This window comes from Mucilaginibacter myungsuensis (assembly GCF_015222005.1).
GTDB lineage: Bacteria > Bacteroidota > Bacteroidia > Sphingobacteriales > Sphingobacteriaceae > Mucilaginibacter > Mucilaginibacter myungsuensis.
Genome location: NZ_JADFFL010000005.1, coordinates 134,900 through 154,795 on the forward strand (window position 1 = coordinate 134,900; position 19,896 = coordinate 154,795).

General features: G+C 40.5%; 12 protein-coding genes. 7 read left to right on the forward strand and 5 right to left on the reverse strand.

Annotated features, from left to right (window positions below; genetic code table 11):
* The first annotated feature begins 11 nt into the window (after positions 1–11).
* Genes IRJ16_RS14115 through brxL form a run of 3 tightly spaced genes read left to right on the forward strand, consistent with a single transcriptional unit; the run spans position 12 to position 8,469 of the window.
* A complete protein-coding gene (locus tag IRJ16_RS14115; protein WP_194112253.1) occupies positions 12–4,664 on the forward strand; it encodes a hypothetical protein in 4,653 nt (1,550 codons plus the stop codon).
* On the forward strand, positions 4,661–6,979 hold the full coding sequence (locus IRJ16_RS14120) for a PglZ domain-containing protein (protein WP_194112254.1): 2,319 nt from the start codon (positions 4,661–4,663) through the stop codon (positions 6,977–6,979). The genes IRJ16_RS14115 and IRJ16_RS14120 overlap by 4 nt, the downstream gene beginning before the upstream one ends.
* 2 nt (positions 6,980–6,981) lie before the next feature.
* A complete protein-coding gene (gene brxL / locus IRJ16_RS14125; RefSeq protein WP_194112255.1) occupies positions 6,982–8,469 on the forward strand; it encodes a BREX system Lon protease-like protein BrxL in 1,488 nt (495 codons plus the stop codon).
* Here the strand turns inward: brxL and IRJ16_RS14130 are convergent.
* Positions 8,462–9,583 (reverse strand): cysteine desulfurase family protein, encoded by a 1,122-nt coding sequence (locus IRJ16_RS14130; RefSeq protein WP_194112256.1) that lies wholly within the window; start codon positions 9,581–9,583, stop codon positions 8,462–8,464. The genes brxL and IRJ16_RS14130 overlap by 8 nt on opposite strands.
* A gap of 55 nt (positions 9,584–9,638) precedes the next feature.
* Positions 9,639–10,622 carry a hypothetical protein gene (locus tag IRJ16_RS14135; protein ID WP_194112257.1) on the reverse strand — a complete coding sequence of 328 codons (984 nt, stop codon included), beginning with the start codon at positions 10,620–10,622 and terminating at the stop codon, positions 9,639–9,641.
* A gap of 692 nt (positions 10,623–11,314) precedes the next feature.
* Between IRJ16_RS14135 and IRJ16_RS14140 the strand changes: the two genes are divergently transcribed.
* Positions 11,315–12,337, forward strand: coding sequence for a hypothetical protein (locus tag IRJ16_RS14140; protein WP_194112258.1), 1,023 nt, complete (start codon positions 11,315–11,317; stop codon positions 12,335–12,337).
* A complete protein-coding gene (locus IRJ16_RS14145; protein ID WP_194112259.1) occupies positions 12,334–14,307 on the forward strand; it encodes a hypothetical protein in 1,974 nt (657 codons plus the stop codon). The genes IRJ16_RS14140 and IRJ16_RS14145 overlap by 4 nt, the downstream gene beginning before the upstream one ends.
* Positions 14,308–14,675: 368 nt before the next feature.
* Here the strand turns inward: IRJ16_RS14145 and IRJ16_RS14150 are convergent, their stop codons facing one another.
* The 3 genes from IRJ16_RS14150 to IRJ16_RS14160 form a co-directional block, all read right to left on the reverse strand.
* Positions 14,676–15,899, reverse strand: a complete 1,224-nt coding sequence (locus IRJ16_RS14150; RefSeq protein ID WP_194112260.1) for a site-specific integrase — start codon at positions 15,897–15,899, stop codon at positions 14,676–14,678.
* Positions 15,900–16,383: 484 nt separating this feature from the next.
* Positions 16,384–17,214, reverse strand: a complete 831-nt coding sequence (locus IRJ16_RS14155) for a hypothetical protein (protein WP_194112261.1) — start codon at positions 17,212–17,214, stop codon at positions 16,384–16,386.
* A 16-nt stretch (positions 17,215–17,230) separates the two neighbouring features.
* On the reverse strand, positions 17,231–17,692 hold the full coding sequence (locus IRJ16_RS14160) for a nuclear transport factor 2 family protein (protein ID WP_194112262.1): 462 nt from the start codon (positions 17,690–17,692) through the stop codon (positions 17,231–17,233).
* Between the two features lie 398 nt (positions 17,693–18,090).
* On the opposite strand from IRJ16_RS14160, the gene IRJ16_RS14165 reads away from it, so the two are divergent.
* Entirely contained in the window at positions 18,091–19,092 is a 1,002-nt protein-coding gene (locus IRJ16_RS14165; RefSeq protein ID WP_228080152.1) for a sensor histidine kinase, read from the forward strand.
* Positions 19,055–19,786 (forward strand): LytR/AlgR family response regulator transcription factor, encoded by a 732-nt coding sequence (locus IRJ16_RS14170; RefSeq protein ID WP_194112263.1) that lies wholly within the window; start codon positions 19,055–19,057, stop codon positions 19,784–19,786. The genes IRJ16_RS14165 and IRJ16_RS14170 overlap by 38 nt, the downstream gene beginning before the upstream one ends.
* Positions 19,787–19,896: the final 110 nt, after the last annotated feature.

A 19,896-nucleotide genomic window follows, 5' to 3' on the forward strand; every position in this document is an offset into this window, starting at 1 on the left:
TAATTTAACAAATGAAGATTAACGAAATCATTGAGCTCTCTCCGGCTTTTTCAGCTGAAGTAAACGTGCAAAGGGACTTCAGATATCAGTTATCAGAATCCAACAAGTACGTTGATGGATATCTGCCTAATTCGAGTTCGCGTTATATCATGAGTCAAATTATCGATTCCCTATCTATTCGTGACTCAAAAAAGATTCATTTGATCACAGCTTCTTATGGAACCGGTAAATCTTATTTACTACTTATACTGGCGTATCTGCTAGCCAACAACGAGGTTACTTATTTCACGGAGCTAAAACGAAAGATTGAGGACAAAGAAGATAGTTATGGTGATGGGCTTAGCAAAATCTTAGCTAATTATTGGAGTGCGGGTTCAAAGTATCTGGTGGTCATTCCCGGCTATGGAACGGACAATTTCGATCAGGCACTATTATCCGCGTTAAATGATGCCCTGAAAAAAAGTGATTTAAATTATCTGCCAAAAACCTATTATCTCCGAGCGGCAGAGACGCTGGAAAATTGGGAAAAAGATGGAAATATTTTATTCGCTCAATTTGAGGAAAGAATAATCGGCAAATCGGGGCTTGATTGCATACGTTTGTTAAAAGCGTGTGACAGTTCTACTTACGAATCATTTAAATCTATCTTCAAAGAGATTGTAAGTTCCGATTTTTCAGAAACTCATGGAGATATCTATCAAGCTTTTTCTGATACAGCGCAGCATATTACACAGTTTGGCTATCAAGGTATTGTGATCCTGCATGACGAGTTTGGCGGTGTACTTGATAAAATCATCAATAAGACATCTCAGTCGTCGTCTTTGATGATCCAGGAATTTCTGGAAAATATCAAACGGAAAACGGGCAATACAAATATCATATTTATTGCAGCAAGTCACCAAGACCCAGCCACCATCCAGATTGACAAGAAGCAGGATATCGAGAAAATCATCGGGCGATTCGAAAAACATCCATTGGAAATAGGTGACGCTGAAAGCGAAGAATTAATGGGTAAAGTATTTTGGAGTCGCGACCAAGCTGCAAAGTCAGCACTTCTCCAGGAAGAAGTGCTGGAAGAATTGCTCGATGAGATTTTAGAATTAGAACTCTATCCGGCTAAACCGGACAAGTGGGTGCAGGAAGTGATTATAAAAGCACTCTATCCGCTTCACCCGCTTACTTCTTTTGTCTTACCCAGACTTTCAAATCAATTTGCGCAAAATACCAGGTCAATGTTCAATTTCTTAAGTCCTAAAGAAATCAGAACTGGCAGTTTGAAGCATTTCCTTGAAAACACAGACGATCTCGATAGCAACGGAAAGCTAAACTTTTTTACGCCTGATATGCTTTTAGGTTTTTTTGAACAGAATCTTATTGATGCCCGTTCAGAAAATGTATCCTCTTTAGTAGATGCTTTTCAAACTTCGTTGGGAAAAGTAGCTGACCCGGTAGTCAAAAAATTAATGGAAAACATTCTTGTTCTGACCGCGACAAGAAAAAAACAAGTACGCCCTACTATCGATGTGTTAGCCTGGGCGATGAGCGATCTTCATTTGAACGATCTTCGTGAATTGTTAAATCATCTGGTGCAAACAGAAATACTTGAACTCAACCCCAATGATCAAACCTATGAATTTCCAGCCTTCGGGTCAAAGAGCTTGAGCAAAATCATTCAGGATGAAAAAAATAACATCGGTGTTATCAGTTTATCACAATACCGGACTATGTGGACTGAGATCCGCGGTCCGGAAGCCTATTTATTTGATGAGCACAATGACACCTTTGGCTCCAATAGATCTTTTAGAATCCTATGGACTGTGAGTCCTAATGAATTGGAAGAGCAACTGGAGACACTATCAAAGAGTTATTCATGGGAGTCGAAAGATGGGCAGATTCAAGGTTACATCGTTTATTTGTTAACCAATGATGAGAACGATCTGGAGGCTTATCAATCTAAAATCAGCAAATTTAGCGCTGTTTCGAAATATTTGGTATTCGCGCAGGCGAGCGAGACCACTATTTTTGACGGGATAAAAAAAGTCAGCTTTGATTACACAGCATTTTTAAGAGCCTCTAAAAACATAGAAGTTACTGCCAATGCGAATCACATGCAGCGAGTTAGAGGTGAATTAATCAAACTACATTCTGAACTTACCTCACAGATTAAAAATTTATTTGAACCCATTAATTGGCTTTGGAGCTTTAGTAAACTTGACGAAGGTGTGGAAATTAAAAGTCCAAGGGCGTTTGACAACAGAATGGACAGCTACATCAATGAAATTTTCACCATTGTTCCAAAGGTAAAAGATTACGTGCTTTGGTTTTCGAATAAATCAAAAACAGATATTAAAAGCGCTTTGTCAGAAATACTGACAGCAAAAAAAGACAGTATCCCACTAGTTAATCATAATACATCAGGCCCTGTCCCGCGAATTATAAACAATTTCTTTGTAAGCCTTAAGCTCACCAAGGAAACCAGCACCTCCAATAAAATTCATTATGGGGAAATCAAGATTCCTGAAATTGGTTCACCGGCCGAAGCTATTTTTAAGCTTTTAGATCGAACACTTAAAGTGGGTGAACTCGTTCCTCCTTCCGCTTTTGTGAAGCCTTTATTGCAAGCACCGTATGGACTTTCAGAAACGCTCATCAAGTTAATATTCACTTGTTATCTACGGGCAAATAGAGAAAATTTACTGATAGTTGATCCGAAACGTCCAGCTTATTCTTTTGAAAAAGATCCGAGAACCATCGAAGATATGTTCAAAGGGGGGGCAAATTATGCGATCCGAAAAATTGAGATGTCTACCTTTGAAATAAAGTATCTCCGGCAACTCAACTCGCTTTTTAATAAAGACACCTATGCAAACGACTTTGGTGAGTTATCCAAGCGATTTGAAGGCATTATCAGTTTTTTAAGCCCCTTACAATGGGAATTGATCAAGCAAAAGGAAGAATATAATAAATTCTATGGCGATTTGCTTAAGCCGTTTTTAGAAAATGCCGCCGAAGCCAGCGTAGACCGTGAAAAAGTATCCAGGGAATTTTTCATGGTCACACTCCCTGGATTCTTTTTGCAAAAATCGACAAAAGAAGAATTTGAAAATGATCCTGATCACATACCTACGATAATTAGCCGTTTGCGAGTTATTAAAGATTATCCATCAATTAGAGAACTGGCTTTCAAACAAGAAGTTATCCTCAACTTGTCCAATAATGTATTCAAGAGTTCCATCAGCACTATTGATGATTTTAGGAATGTTGTTAAAGAGTGGTTTAATTCTTTGAGTTATGCAGCCAAAAATCTATCCGTTTTTGAAGACCCTCAGATCACCGCTTGGATAAGGAAAATGAGGAGTTCGGAATCAATTGATGTTGCAAAATTTTATCTAGACGAACTAGCAGCACCAGCTATAAAAGACTGGACCAATCTTCCGTATCAACAGGTTGCTTTCCTTAATACGATTGATAAATTTAAAACAGAAATTGAATCGTATACTGGTAGTCCGTTAATCGTGTACAAACGAATCGCATTAACTTGTTTTTCGATGTCTGCGAACGAATGTGCAACGGAACTAATCTTTACGGATACTTTTAAAAGTTGGTGGGAGAATTTGCCAGAGTTGAGTAAGGCCCCACACTACGAAGATCAACTCACCAACATTTTTGTTGAGGAATTCAATAGAAGTTTTTCTGTAAAAGACAAGTTTCTCAACTATATCCCCGCAAGATGGCTTGAAGCTGGTTATAGCGGAATAATCAATCCGAATTGGGAACACTGGAGTGAAATGGAGATTCGGAGTATTGCCGATACTTATGGCACTTGCACTAAGGAAATTATGGCCTGGCAGCCACCGATTGCTGAAGATACTTTTGCGGTCGAAATTAGTTCCTTATTTGATCTTGTCAGCGTAAATACGTTTGATGATTTACACCAAAAGTTATTAAAAGACTGGTTCGATAAGCTGCCAGCCAATACACGTATCGCACATTGGACCCCTGATGGCATTAACGAAAAATTTGTTTTAGCCGTGAAGTCATCGCAATGCCGTGACTTTTTCATTAACGTTTTTCCTGCGTTATGCGGATTGAAAGAGTTTAAATATTGGAATAAAGACATACTTGGAAACTCAATAATTACCTTAACGCAAGTCAAATCCGAAATTGAAGGTTATAAACGGCCACTGATGGATTTAGTGCGCGAATTGGAAAATCGAATTAAGAAAAAATCTTCTTCTGTTACTGAATTTCGTGTGCAATTCAAGGAAAATTTACAGTCTACTGAAGCATACCGTGCTTCTGCAGAACTTGAACCGGATTTACTTTCAGATAGCAGGGCGATTCCGTTGTTGAAACAGGTAAGGAAACTCACTTCTGATGAAGAGTTACTTAAATTTGTTGAAATCATGGCCAAGGAATTTGGCATAATTGAGGACTATTATCTTTGGTCTGCTGATGATCAAAAAAAGTTCTGTAAAGACTTACAAGAGGTTTATGCCTATGTTCAGAAGTGGAAATACCCGCAGGATACTGGCATGCACGATGCTAAATCAAAAATTTCGGATGCAGTAGTAGAAATTCAGAAATCTTTTGATTTGTCAACCAGTCAACTATTAAAAATTTTGCGGGACCTTATCGAAGAAAAATCCGAGACTAGCATATGAAAGTGATTATTGATCGTCACCATTTATATAAAACGACCCGGACTGATTTCGTGGTAGCGGATCAACAGACTTATCAGAAAGCACGCGGATTACTGCTTGAATTTTTATTGAGCGGCAATGCGGGATATGATGATATTCACGTTTTTAAAGAGCCTTTCGTTGACTGGTTTGATGATATACCGGAATTAGTTGCTCCAGTTACACCAAGCAGCTTGATAACTACAAAATATCCAGGGCAATCAATTGCTAATCGGTTAAGTGATAATGATATCTACAGCTTAGGATTATTAGAGCTTCCATTCGTTCCGACAGAAAAGAATATATTCAGACATTTCTTAGGTATTGAATTACCGCAGGATAATATCACGTTCCATCAGATTTATGCCTTATCACAATGCATGCTGAGTAACAAGGAACTTTGGGATCAAAATTATCTGAAAACGCTTTGGCAATTTACGCTCACTTCCTTGTTTAATCCTGAAACTCCATTTCTTAATGAATTATTAGCACCCCTGGTAAACTTTAATACCGAGCATGCCGAGATCCTTTCCGAGGGAATTTATTGCAGTAAAAACTCTCTTTATCTTGAACGCTGGCTGCACGAACACAACAGGTATTTTCATGATCTTGGAATATCTCTTACTACCCTTGAACAAAACCTAAAAACAAACTATTCAATCGAACAACCAAATACCCGATTAGAGAAAAACATATACCGGTTCGTTGTTCAGGAAGCCACAGACCATGATTTTAATACTGTGCTCACTTCAGGTTATTACTCCGCAGAAGCAGATGCTTTAATTTTCTTAAAACAGCCTCTTTTATTGGAAGATTATCAGCTCTTAATTGAAAAATTCGCGGGCCGTTTAACTTATGCACAGCAACAAGGTCTTTTTCAACTTTGCAGACCGTTCTATGTGGCCCCTCCTGTGAATGATACTCAAAACGTTCGGGAACAAACAGAAGCATGGCAAAAATGGGCGATAGAAAGTTTTATTCCCTATAAATTTTATTACGACGAGATTAATGATCCGGCTGATAACATATTAGAAAATATCCAAAGAGGTTCCCTTGCCTATTCAGATTGGTTATTTACGAACTACCGATCAGTTATCACAAACAATCAGATCTTAACCAACTTTGATGTGCCCACAATGATCCGTGCGCAACTTGAAGATGCAAATACAAGGGTTGTATGGCTGATTTTAGATGGTTTTCCAGCTTACTATACACCTGCTTTGCGAGGCATTTTACAAAAAACTGGTTTAAACAAGATCGATTTGGAATGGAGTATGGCAACCTTGCCTACTGTCACATCTTTAGGCATTCCGCTTATGTTAAGCGGGGGATATGAAACCGGCTTATCTGCTGAACTTTTGCAAAATAGACAAGCCATACTTCAAAATATATTCAGTGGAAAAACATCGAGCTATACAAGTAAGCTAAGCGACTTTAAAAGGGTATTATCACTTGAAAATGATCTTTGTTGTCTTCATACCCACGAAGTAGATGATTTATTGCATCAACACGATTCTATGTTCGATATTTCAAGGGCTGCTAAAGTTGAGGAAATATTAGAGAGAAGAATCAGCATGATCAGTGACATGATTAAAGAAACCGCCGATAAAAAAGTCAAACTAATTATCTCAACTGATCATGGGGCTACCAAATGTCTTAAGAAAGGCCAAAATATTATCAATAAGCGTTTGGAAGACGTAATGAAAGACACTCTTCGGGAACGTTGCGTTCCACTAACAGGGTCGCTAAAAACTGAACAATTCGATGCCGAAGATATGTATCTTCTGAAAAAAGAAGTTTCGCAAAATCGCGAGGATTGGGCTATTGCTAAGGGTTATAAATATTTCGGACGCTATGACAGCGGTTACCGCCATGGTGGGCTTAGTCCAGAAGAAACTATAGTTCCTATTCTATGTTGCGAAATCCAACCAGTTGCTCAGGCTCAATTACAGATTAGATATACCGGTATCAGAGATTTGAAATTCGGAAAAACGGAAAGGGAGTTTAAATTAAAAGTGCGGAACGTGGGAACGACGGCTGTGGAATTACAGGAATTTACCATTCTTGAAGACAAAAATTGCATCTTTACAATGCCGGTAACGATCGGCCCGGGAGCCGATAAACCTCTTCATAGTGCGATCAAACTACCACAGAAATTGCAGAGCAACGCTAAAGGTGGTAAATTAGATTTGAATTTGGAAGTAACTTGCCTGATACTAGGTGTTCGGGTTGTGCAAAGTTTAAAATGTACCGTGACGACCGAAAAGGATGATTTTGAAGACGATTTTGACTTTTAAAAATGGATAAGGACTTAAGAAACAAGATTATTGATATATACGAATCCTCAGCGATTGATAAAAGCTTGTACAGCAGCTCGGGACTGAATGAACAGAGTATTCCTGTATTTGTGGGTGAATGGCTTATTGACAGGCAATTAAAAGGCGGTGACTGGACCGAAGACGTTAAACAGCAGGTAATTGGCTTCATTCACAAGTTCATGCCTTCTAAAGATGAGATTGAGGACTTAAAGCAAAAACTTCGCAATGGAGACAGTGTTTCGGTTTTAGAATATATATCCCCAAAAGTAAATCTCAATCGGGACCAAACGTACATGGAATCTGGAAGTCTCGGAAATCAAAAAGTATTTGTAGAAGAGTTCCTGCTCAATAAATTTCCGAGGTTATTGAAAGGTGGGATGTGGGGTCTGGCAATATATGGATACAGGCGAAACAACGATGGTGGTGAAGTTTGGCTTAATGATTTTAAACCGCTTCAAGCATCAGCCATCGATTTTGAGGAGTATGTTGAAAATCGCAGCCAATTTTCACTTGAGGAATGGCAACAGCTGCTGATCAATTCTCTTGGCTACAGCGCAGAAGATAAAGGTTATGGTACTAGGCAAAGGCGACAGGCCTTGCTGACGAGGCTGTTACCCTTCGTGCAGCGCCGTGTAAATCTATTTGAACTGGCCCCAAAAGGTACGGGTAAATCTTTTCTATTCGGGCAGTTTTCGCGTTACTCTAGGCTTATCGAAGGCGGCGCAGTTACACCAGCCGTATTATTTTATAATGAAAACACCAAGGTACCAGGCCTGTTTACTCAGTTCGATGTGGTTGTTTTTGACGAAGCGCAAACATTGTCCTTTTCTAATCCGGGAGAAACGGTTGCAAAATTGAAGGGCTATCTCGAGCAAGGCAAATATTCCAAAGGTAAATATACTGTCGCAGCAGATGCAGGTGCCGTGTTTATCGCCAATGTTCAAATTGATGCCAAAGGCTTGCCTACTAATCGAAATAATTTATTTGGGGAACTTCCCGAAATCTTACAGGAGTCCGCTTTGCTTGATCGTATACATGGGATTTTGCCGGGGTGGAATCTTCCGCGAATGACCACGGGAGCCTTGTCTGATGGCGTGGGTTTTAAGGCAGATTTTTTAGGCGAGATATTTCACTTCATGCGTTCACGATTAGAATTCGATCGTTTTGTTGAGGAAAGAAGTTATATGATCGGCTCAAAGGATTTTAGGGACGTTCGGGCAATTATGCGTATGGCCGCTGGTTATCTCAAATTATTATTCCCTAATCTGACGGATGTTACGGATGATATTTATATAGAAAACTGTTTGAAGCCAGCGATTGAATTGCGACAGCGCTTACGTGAGCAGCTTTATTATATTGATCCCGAATTTAAAAACTATGAAATTACAATAGAACATACTAAATCAGGAATCGTAATACCCATGGAGGAACCGGAATCAGAGCAAGCGGATCTTAAAGATTTTAAGTAATACGGCTGAGGTAATGTGTAAGTAAGCTCAGCACAGCCTCAACTTCTTCCACGGTATTGAATTTGCTCAATGAAAACCTGATCGAAGCGTAGGCTTCTTCTTTTGAAATCCCCATCGCGGTCAAAACGTGAGATGGTTCAAAAACAGCTGCCGTACATGCCGAGCCGTTGGAAACGGCTAACTCTGGCAGAGCGGCGATCAGGACATTAGCATCTATGCCGGTAAAACTGATATTAACCACGTTATTGCTGCGTAATAAGGGATGCCCGTTCAACCTGGTGCCGGGAATGCGCAAGAGTTCACGCTCCAGGAGATCGCGCAGATTTCTGACATAGGTAGAATTGGCATCCAATTCACTTACCGCCAACTCACAAGCGCGGGCCATGCCGATGATCTGCGGGACATTTAATGTTCCGCTCCTCAGGCCGCTTTCTTGTCCGCCACCATGAGAAGTTGGCGACAACACTACTCCATTTTTTAAATATAAAACGCCGGCACCCTTTGGGCCATGAAATTTATGTGCTGACAAAACCAGCATATCTACGTCCAGCTCTTTTACATCGACCGGCAATTTTCCAAAGGCCTGTGAGGCATCACAAATAATCAATGCCCCTTTCGCCCTGCTTTGCCTTACAATTTCTGCAAGCGGCTGGACCGTTCCGGTCTCGTTGTTGACCAACATCACGCAAACCGCGATGGTTTGTTCATCAAGGGCCTTTTGCAATTCCCGGATGGATACCACGCCGTATTGGTCGACTGGCAGATAAACTATTTCAAAACCTACCTGCTCAAGATAGGCGCAAGTATCCAATACCGCCTTATGCTCGGTCGCGACCGTAATGATTTTGTTTCGACCATCCACTGCACCGAAAGCCGCACCCTTTATGGCTATATTTAAAGCCTCTGTAGCTCCGGAACAAAAGACCAGTTCACCGGGCCGGCAAGCGATCGACCTTGCGATCGTTTCCCGCGCATCTGTTATAGCTGCAGAAACCGACCGTCCCAAAGCATGAGTGCTGGCAGCATTCGCATAGTTATCCGATAGGAAAGGCCACATATCTTTCAAAACCCGCTCGTCTATCTTAGTGGTCGCGTTATTATCAAAGTAGATCATTGCAGTAAAACTAACAAAAACGTCACGTTAAAAAGATTGTGTACAAAAAGGAAGATTAAACCGCATCCTGCATTGGAATGTATCTTTCCTTGCAGTATTTTTCGATCTCGGTGTCATTTGAAAAATACCCATCACAAAATTCGGCGAGCTCCTTTTCTGTAGATATGAGATACCTGTCCTCCGCCGTCATTAATTTTTCCACTTGTTCAATGAATTTCTCGAATTCCTTATTGATCTTACAGAGCTTATCAATAGTAGTAAAATCCAGTTCCCTAAGCTCCGCCTGAAATAGTATCTTACTTTGATAAGGATTCGCGCCCAATTTCATAATGCCAATCCCGAACGACTGATTTAAGCGGGCCATTTCTTCTTCGAGTGCGCTGTTAAATTCAAAGGCTACCAGATAACCGTAATTTGCCCAGGTTGAGTTGGATACTGCCTGAAAAAAAGCTTTTTTCAGCTCGGTATCACTAGTAATCTCCCGTTTGATTTCATAAGATGTTAATTCGAACGTGTCCATCCGGCTGACGGTTTTTAAAAAATTCCGGCTAACCTTGTTTTTCAAATTAAGGAACTTGATCCCTACCATGTCCGGATGTGTCCAGATTTGATTCGTCTCTTTGTTACTGGACTGCTCGTGGAAGATGGTCTTTGAATATATTTCTGTGTTCTTCAAATAACTACTAAGTAATTTATGCAAGGAGCGCTCGTCATAGGTTTTTGTTTTTGGAGCTAACGAACTTTTGTTGATGACCTTAGCCTGCTTAACATCCGCCGCGCCGGTTAAGACTTCAATCCCTATGCTCGACTCGTTTTTGGTTAAGTAATACAAGTAGGTTTCTCCAGGCTCCCGTATTCGTTTTATTCTGGTATCGCCGTCCCGAATCATCTCGGCAAGTATGGCCGAAACTGTTGATACAGGTGTTTTAGAGCCGAAATCGTAATATTTTTTTTCTATAATGTGATTATAAATCTCAAGATAATTGGCCAATGCTTGACGGTCGTCCAGGCTTTTTAAGATAGCTTCTTTTATAGTCATGATAATTGCGATTGTCGGTTTAACGTATTGGTATTTACCAGGTAAAATCGAAATTACAATTTCCTTAACAAACTAAGCTTTTACTATTTGATAATATTTCTTTCATAGTTATTTTTATAAAAACTACTTGTCCTTAGACTATCGTAATCAATTAAAAATAAAAGGCGAACCTACTTCGGTTTGGTCTCCACGTTTCGTGTGTTATGCGGTTCCGCACGATGGCGCTCTTCGGAATAACTTGAGCAGTAGATTCCATAAATCTATTCTCGATTCGCATTGAGCTTTCATCTAATTATTTAATGAGTATTTGGCGTGCCGCCATTGGGTTCGTTTACTCTATCTCCATTGTACAGGAACTATCCTCAAATGTTTCCTAGTAATAGCCGCATGTTCGCCATTAGTATTTGAAGAGTTCAGGATACGGGCAAGGTCTATTTGCAAAAACCGGGATGCCAATCGCGCAATTCTCCAAATTCTCCACAAATAAAAATAGATGTATTCTAGCCTTCACAATAGCTTCTTTTCTCATGTTGTTAAGTATTTAGCATTTCCTATATTAGCATTCCTGAACGTTAAACATGATTAATACCCGAGACCATTACGGTTGGCTCAATCACCGAGTAGAACGATATTTAAAAGTCCATCACGCAGACCTGATTGCCGATACGTCAACCGGACAATTTCGCAGTAAAATGGAAAAGATCTGTGCGCGAAAAGGCTGGTGGAAAATTATGCTGATAGTATTGATTGCCTTTAGCTTTTGTATGTTATTCCCACTAGAGGAAATCCTGCATCTTGTATTCAAGTCTGAAAATAAGTCTATCGCGACACTTATTGATCAACGCACTTCCAACCTCGCAACTATTGTTGGAATGATCTTAACTGTAACAGGTCTGGTTATCAGCAATATGGCTGTGAAAGAATCGTATGCTTATGAGGTTTTGTTTGCAAAATCACGATTATATGGCATCATTTATTTCGTATTATCAACTATCGGGCTACTAATTGTTATATCCTGTCTTCGTGATACGGTTGGCGAAAAACTATTTAATCGTATGGTACTTGTCGGAACTTTATTTGTGCTGTTTATACTTGTGCTTATTGCCTTACTTTTCAGGTCGATAATAAACTTTACCAACGTTAAGGCAATTGACAAAATCTACCGTGATTACCTCTTGATACAGGAGAAAAAAAATCTGCTAGCCGCTTTAAGAGTTAAATATAGTGCCGAGCAATTCAAAAATCTATTAGCGAAATATAAGGCCATAGAATATACTTTTTCACATGCTTTCGAAGATTCGCCACATTCATTTTCCATGTCGGTTATTGATGACGGTACTGAACCATCTGAGGAACCACATTTGCAAGTTATTGATATCAACATGACCCAACTAGCTCATTTCATGGATCAGAAAAAGAAGGAAGGGCAAATATATTTTCAGCGTCTTCAACTTGATGCACTAACAAATCAAAGTGACAATTACATTTGGGTAAAGGGACGATCCAATGCTAAAGAAGATAAAAAAGTACTAAAAAGCAGCCTTGTGCTCAAACAAGTAAAAGAAACGCCGACAGAGATACAACTTAATGCCCGCAAATATTTTGATGAAAAATTGGAGGAACGGACAGAAGATGGTAAGATGAGAGGAATTGAACAGATTTTAGATTCCTACCTTGATATGTATATGCTAGAAATGAAAAATTCAGACAAATGAGTAAAGAATTAAAGATTACCGATGGCATTGATGCCAATGTCTGGAGCGCATTTGTGAAGGTCTGTGAATCATCAAATGTCAAAGGCTACACCGCGCTAAACGAATTCATGTTAAAGGTCATCTATGCTAGTATTGACCACCTCCATCTGGATCACTTCAAAACATATATAGATTTTATACCCAATCTTTATTTTCAAACTTTCAATAATGAAGTTGGAAAAAGCACCTACACCAAGATTCAGCAACACTCAGTCGCTATCAGTTCGCTGTATTTAAAAGAGATCATCCAATTAGTTACTTTTCGAGCCAGAAGTAAAAAAAACAAGCCTGACATCAACCGGATCAACCAATTTTATTATTCTGGCTTCGGGGCCTATGGTAGATTATTATTTTACATGATCCATCACGGCGATGCCAAACACTTTCTAGAAGCAATCGACCACCTGGAATCACTGGACGACCGAAACACGGGAAAGCTCTTTGCTCTAAAAGATGACATCCGAGAATATAAACGGAAGCCTGTAGCCGATCAGGATAAAGGGATACTTGTTAAACTTCAGAAAGATTATTCGGCTTTATACCAGTTTCAAACTTATAAACGGCACGTTATAAGCGGGACGAAATATTGGCTTTACTATTCTTATCGGTTGGGTAAGATCAACAGCCCGACGCTAATTACACTGCTCGATAGGATTAGTATACCATTTAGAGATTGGACAGAGTTATTACGAGACCTCCTGTTCTTTAGGGAATACCGAATGCAGGGATACCTAAATTGGAACAGTTGGACAATGTTCCAGGATAAATCCGGCGAAACCCACATGATCAGTTCATCGGAGTGGTTGACTTTTGGTTTCCTGGCTGAAATGATCCGAGAAAATAATTCGTTTATCAATACCGCTGGATTAACAACTGAACAATTACAACAATTGGCCGCAGCATATCAGTCCTTAACAGATGAAGGCGTATATTTTCGAAATTATTGGGAGAAATGGACAGATGTTTTGAACACAGACTCTCAAAATAATTTAGTAGAGCGCGTCAATAACATCATTGCAATTTTTAAAGAGGGTAAACGAAAAAATTCGATCAACACCTATCAGGAAATCGCTAATGCGGATTTAGATGATTTGCGCTTGACAACATTTAAAACCCACGTTGGCAATTCCTGGAAAAATGCTGCACACATTACCAAATTGTTCAAGAGCCGCAACAATACGGTTGATCGTACCGGAGATGACGATGATCTTTACAAGATCGGAAGTAAAATAATCCTGGAGGGTGGTAAATCGGCCTTTATTCAGGGTGCGCATCACAGGGAAATATTTAATATGTCGGATATGGGTGGAAAACTTGGCCGTTGGGAAGACGATTATTTCTTCAGAGAAATAATAAAATCCGATCCTGAGCAAATTAAAGGGAGATCACTCGTCAAAGTACTGGTGCGTGCCATTGAAACGTTGAAGTCGGTAGATGTGCAACCAGATCTAATTTTGCTCTCCCCGCAATATTCCTACAAGGATGAAGTTTTTTTGAAAGACGAGCGGTTCATTTCGAAATTGAAAGAACTGGGAGTTCCCGAAGATGAATCAAACTTTTACTTAGGCAAGTTTGATAATATTCCTATTTATACCTCTTTTAGCGAGCAATTGCGCGGCAAGGTCGTGGTTTGTGATTTTTCGCAGGCGTTCAATATGGAGTTTAAAACCAATCAAAATTGGTATGAAGGTCTGTTAGAAATTTCCGTTGCGCCAATTACTTTGGCTGACGCACAATTAAGGCTGGATGTCGAACCTGTCAGATGGAAAAAGACCGCCGATGGGAGTACATTAACCGATGAGGAAGCCTTAGCCTACATTAGAACATCAATTCTTATCGATATTTGGACGATTCTTAAGTTCAACGTATTAAATGAGAACGCCTATATAGTGGGAGAGATCAATTTAAATGCAGGAGAAGATTTAAGGTGAAACGCTTTCTAAGGAATTGGAAGCAGCAGGTAATAACTAAATTAGTAAGCTTCGCAATTGCAGTTAGCGGGACTATCTAAAATTCTACTAAATTGGTATTAGATTTAACCTAAATAGAAGATATGTACCCCTAGTAGCATTCGGATCAGTGATCATGATTTTGAATATAGTATAGGACAATTAGCTGTTTGGATGGTCAGAAGGTAAATCGCAAAGCGGACTCAATCCGTTTTTCCACTTTTATACGAGACATTTTCAATAACAAATAACTATTTATTATCTACATAATTTAACTTGTATTAAAAAAGGCTTTGCAAACGCAAAGCCTTTTTAGAGCTGACTGACAGATGGAATTGTTGTAGCTCTAGTTATTGTGATAATTTGCTTTGAAGCATTTTCATGTCTTCTTTCAACTTTCGTTCAACCACCTTAGCGTAAATCTGCGTAGTTGTAATCTTAGTATGGCCTAAGATTTTGCTTACAGTTTCTATAGGTACGCCATTAGATAAAGTAACTGTTGTAGCAAAGGTGTGCCTTGCGATGTGAAAAGTAACGTTTTTGATTATATCGCATCGATCAGCAATCTCCTTCAAATAGCTGTTAACTTTCTGATTCGATATCTTTGGAAAGACCCGACCATCATATAAAGCACGCTGGTTGTGTTTATATTTATCAAGTATAGCTAAAGCTTTTGGCAGTAATGGTACTATCACAGGTATAAGTGTCTTTTCCCTGCAAGTCCTAATCCAGCGGTCGCCATCCGCACCAGTGACAACATGTTCCGGCTCAAGATTACTTACGTCAACATAAGATAGGCCAGTATAACAGCAGAAGACGAACATATCCCTAACCATTTCGAGGCGCTCAATTCCAAACTTCTTTTCTTCAATAGCTTTCAATTCAACTTCTGAAAGCTGCTCTCTATTAACTTTTTGGATTTTAAGTTTATAAGTAGCGAACGGGTCTAAATCTATCCAGTGAAGATTTAATGCCAGATTAGTCATTTTCTTCAACCTGATGATGTGTTTCATCACGCCGTTGTTGTTAAGCGGCTTTTGATGGTCCTTCGGCTTGTGATTCCGCAAGAAAACTTCAAAATCTTTGACGAACTTGTAATTTAGCTCACGCAGATAAATGTCAGTAGTCTTATAATGCTCATCTAAAAACTTTTTTAAGTAACGCTGGGTAACATAGTAATGCTTTAGCGTACTCCACTTTAAATCTGAGGTAGCTGTTTCATTATGGTAGTTCATTAGGCTGCTGAGTGTAAAGGCTTCTTCCTTCTCACCAAGGAAAAGGCTCTTGATTGATCTCGTGTCAATGAATTTTCCTTTCAATTGCAATTCCTTATAACAATTTCCCAACTTCAAGCGTACCTCTTCAAGGAATGTTGTAAGCTTCTTAACTTGGTCCCGGGTTCCCTTTGGGTATCCTTTGTCAACATCCCACATCTCTATAGGAACGCTTTCTTTTAATCCAATGAGGCATTTTTCCTTATTTACTGTTACTGCCGCGTAGAGCGGAGCTTTACCATTTTTCGCTTTATAGGCTCTAACTACAAAGTGTACTCTAAATGATTGTGATGTTTTCATTGTTTATCTCCTTTTTAAATGTTCAAATTGATGTAGCAGGCTACATATTCTGTGCATGTAAAGTGGCCGATGAAACCTAATACAATACTGTAATCAATTGCATTTCAGTATGTTGAATCAAAACTGAGCACCTAAGTTAAAAACTTAAAAGAGGTGCTCAGTTAGGTGCTCAGAAGTTTGGCTTTCTTTGGGGTTGGTAGGGGGATAATTAATGAAAAAACCCCCTAAATAAGCTATTTAGAGGGTTCTGGTAGCTGTTGCTACTTCAATTTGTGCGCCCACCTGGGCTACACTCACATCTCTATTTCGTACTGAATTTCAATAACTTACAGTGAATACAACCGACCTCGGTGGCCGTTTTGGTGTATCACCTTTTCGACATCACAAAAATACCGATATAGTCGCGAAAATACTAAAAAATCCGGTATGTTTTTAATTGGGTCTCTGGTTCGAGCCCGACCACGCGCACTATCTTCGACCGAAGCTATTGCTTTATCAACCATGGCGTTACCCTTTTAGGCCCATACCATTCGAATGTACTTAAAGTCGTAGTTATCCGGGCTCCTGCAAAGTCGTACGCGTCAACATATAATATCTTCCCATCGCTGGAGAGAACGCCATAGTAAGGAATAATGGTGACTAAGGGCGCGGCAACATCCGGGTTTATCCCAGCGAACCTAAGGCGTGAGCCATCCTGCTTATAGTTCTCTCTCCAAAGGATCTTATCATCATAAACGTAATATACAGGTTTGCCACCCTGGGTATAATTGGTTTGCCCGTTTTTGTCAAATGCGATCACATTCACATCCGGAAACCAGTCTGGATGCTGTGGTTGTGACCATACGCCGACAATACTTGGGGCATCTTTCGGGAATAATTTCATGTCTACCATAGAAATGATGGGTGAAGAGCCACCGGTGATGGTTTTCTTATCAGCAGAAATTGTATATACCTGCGGCGAGTTGAATTGCTCATCACCGGGCAGATCAAACAGGATCGTAACGGTGGTTTCGCCCTGAGCACCCTCTTCTACTTTAGTAATTTTTCCGCGAACGTCGCCCCGGCGCCATACGGAAAGCGTTAAATGCGACCATGCGGTGACGCTATCTTTAGCCCCGAACCGTAAAGACAGCGGCCTGGGAAAATAATGATTGCCAACATTCGCAAGACCGGTATATTCAGTGTTGGAAAAGCTGTAAAGAGATTTTGTGTCTTTGTCCGGATCTTTTTGTGTTTTATCTTTTTTACAGGCTACGACGAGTAACAATGTACTGACTAAGACAAACGCGAGAATGGACCTGTTTACTCTTTTCATGGTGATATGGTTAAGGTTAATGGTTTGTATTTACCGGAAAAAGGTTTTCATCCACTTGCGTGCCCTGGCCAGCTACCCGGCACCAGTTACCGGAGGTCTTGTGGTAGACTTCCAACCGGCGGACCTTAATACTCAGATCACGGCCATCAACAAGAATGTTAACATTGATCAGCAAATTGACAACGGCGGTCGTGCCATCATAGATCCTGATGAACTCATTGCCAGGTATAGGCCTAACAGACTTGAATACCAGTTTTTCCTTTTTCTGCGCTTCTATCCATTGCTGACGGGTGAACGAAATATCGCCTTTAGGACCGACCGCGATCATATCCGCGCAATCTATATTTGTGCCTGGTCCCTGGCTCCGCAGGAGTTGCCGGATCTCTTGTCGTTCCTTTTGGTAGCTCGTTGTATCGATCTGCGCGAACGCACCAAGCGATAAAGAGGTCAAAATAATTAAGGTGAATAATGATTTCATAGTGATCGTTTTTATTCAAATGTATCGGCGTTGGTCATATGAGATCCGGAAAGTAGCCTGACGCAGCCATTTCGAAAACATACACCTGATCTTCGTCTATCAGATCATTTCGTCGTCGACGAAATGATCTGATAGACTGCTTAGTTACGTTTGTCGAATATGTCGCCGGAAATAGTTTGCTTTGATAGCCTATATGTATCTTAGTATGATAATTAAGTTCGATGCAGCAAATACCATTTATTTATTCAAACAGTATCAAATGGCGGTTGTCGCGGCATCTCAGCTTTTGGCTGCTCTGGTTCCTGTTTCAACTTTTGCTGTACTCGTTCTCGCCGTCGCCTGCGTTGCAGCGACAATCATTTCTCCATCGCTTGATCATCACCTCGCCGGAAACCCTGATGTACTTGATCCCAAGTATATTTTTGGCTTATACACTAATGTACCTGGTCATTCCTAAACTGGTGTTGCCAGGCAAATATGGATGGGCTACTACAAGCGCGGTCGTATTAGTTTTTTTAACGGCAGCATTATCTGCAACCTTGTCAATGACTGTTATCGACTACATACGTCATCTGAATGCGGATAAGATATCTCCGCTCGTTGCCCGTGAGCCTCATCCTGCATTTTACGTACAGTTCGGTGTAGCCATGCTGGCTGGTCTGCGGGGTAGTATTACGGTAGGCGGTGTAGCCGCTGCGATCAAGTTGATGAAGTGCTTCTATGAAAGGCAGCAAGCTGCCTTGTTGCTGGAAAAGGAAAAAGCGAATGCTGAACTGCAAATGCTGAAAGCACAGCTGCACCCTCATTTCCTGTTCAATACGCTTAATAATATTTACTCGTTCACACAGGAAGTATCCGAGAAAGCATCGGGCATGATCATGGGCCTGTCTCAAATACTCCGTTATATCCTTTACGATTGTAGCAGGCCGTTAGTGCCGCTTGATAAAGAGCTGAAAATGATCAAAGATTATTTTCAGCTGGAGTCGACCCGCTATGATGAGGGTTTAGACTTATCTATTCAAATGCCAAAATTTACCGATCATTTGATCGCCCCGCTATTGCTGTTACCCTTTGTTGAAAATGCCTTCAAACACGGTGCAAGCCAGGTAACCGAGCACCCCTGGATCAGTCTTGCTGTTTATATAAATAACAATGAACTGTCGATGAAACTGATCAATGGCAAGCCTGCCACCGTTAACAATTCGAACCCTGGGATCGGGATCGCCAATGTCCGCAAACGTCTGGAGCTTTTGTATCCGGGTCAACATGAGTTGGCGGTCAATAACGAAGAAGAAATGTACATTGTCAATCTGACGATCACACTGACAACCGCACGTGCTCAAGTGGTCAATAATGTTTATTATGCAACCGATCAAGAAATACAATTGCCTCATCATTGATGACGAGCCACCCGCAAGGGAGGTACTGCGGCGTTATATCAGCCAGGTACCGATGCTTAGCCTCATCGGGGAATGCGGTAATGCCGTGCAGGCAATTAGCATGCTAAAACAACACCACATCGATCTGCTATTTCTTGATATTCAGATGCCACAGGTCACGGGGTTGGATCTGATCGGCACATTGGTCAATCCGCCAAAGATAGTCCTGACGACCGCTTTTGAACAATATGCGGTCAGGGCCTTTGAGCTTGATGTTACAGATTACCTGGTCAAGCCCATCCGTTTTGATCGGTTCCTGAAAGCGGTCATGAAGGCATTGCCCGAGCAGGACGCAAGCTATGATGACCAAACTCCTTTTAATGCCCAGGATTCCACTGATCATGCTTTCCTTTATTTCCGGGCCGACCGAAAGATGGTAAAGGTCATGCTTAATGATATTCTATACATCGAGAGCTTAAAAGATTACGTCAAAATAAACACCACTAAAGGCCCGGTCATAACCAAGTATGCGATCACATCGCTTGAAGCTATGCTGCCTGCATCATTCATCCGGGTTCATCGTTCTTATCTGATAGCGCTTGATAAGATCGATTCTTATACGCAGGATGAAATTAACATAGGAATCGATGTGATCCCCATCGGCAAGCTTTACCGGATGCAGGTTTTGAATATTTTAGCTCAGGGCAACGGTTAGACCGGCCTAAACGCCAACCAATAAACCTTTACTCTTTGCAGCGATTTTTGTATTAGCCATCATTCAATGATTTAATAAACATCGGTAATACCTATTGCAACCTTTAGCGC

Coding starts and splice junctions, on each gene's coding strand:
- IRJ16_RS14115 (WP_194112253.1), top strand. CDS start 12: ATGAAGATTAACGAAATCATTGAGCTCTCTCCGGCTTTTTCAGCTGAA.
- IRJ16_RS14120 (WP_194112254.1), top strand. CDS start 4,661: ATGAAAGTGATTATTGATCGTCACCATTTATATAAAACGACCCGGACT.
- brxL (WP_194112255.1), top strand. CDS start 6,982: ATGGATAAGGACTTAAGAAACAAGATTATTGATATATACGAATCCTCA.
- IRJ16_RS14130 (WP_194112256.1), bottom strand. CDS start 9,583: ATGATCTACTTTGATAATAACGCGACCACTAAGATAGACGAGCGGGTT.
- IRJ16_RS14135 (WP_194112257.1), bottom strand. CDS start 10,622: ATGACTATAAAAGAAGCTATCTTAAAAAGCCTGGACGACCGTCAAGCA.
- IRJ16_RS14140 (WP_194112258.1), top strand. CDS start 11,315: ATGGAAAAGATCTGTGCGCGAAAAGGCTGGTGGAAAATTATGCTGATA.
- IRJ16_RS14145 (WP_194112259.1), top strand. CDS start 12,334: ATGAGTAAAGAATTAAAGATTACCGATGGCATTGATGCCAATGTCTGG.
- IRJ16_RS14150 (WP_194112260.1), bottom strand. CDS start 15,899: ATGAAAACATCACAATCATTTAGAGTACACTTTGTAGTTAGAGCCTAT.
- IRJ16_RS14155 (WP_194112261.1), bottom strand. CDS start 17,214: ATGAAAAGAGTAAACAGGTCCATTCTCGCGTTTGTCTTAGTCAGTACA.
- IRJ16_RS14160 (WP_194112262.1), bottom strand. CDS start 17,692: ATGAAATCATTATTCACCTTAATTATTTTGACCTCTTTATCGCTTGGT.
- IRJ16_RS14165 (WP_228080152.1), top strand. CDS start 18,091: ATGTACTTGATCCCAAGTATATTTTTGGCTTATACACTAATGTACCTG.
- IRJ16_RS14170 (WP_194112263.1), top strand. CDS start 19,055: ATGCAACCGATCAAGAAATACAATTGCCTCATCATTGATGACGAGCCA.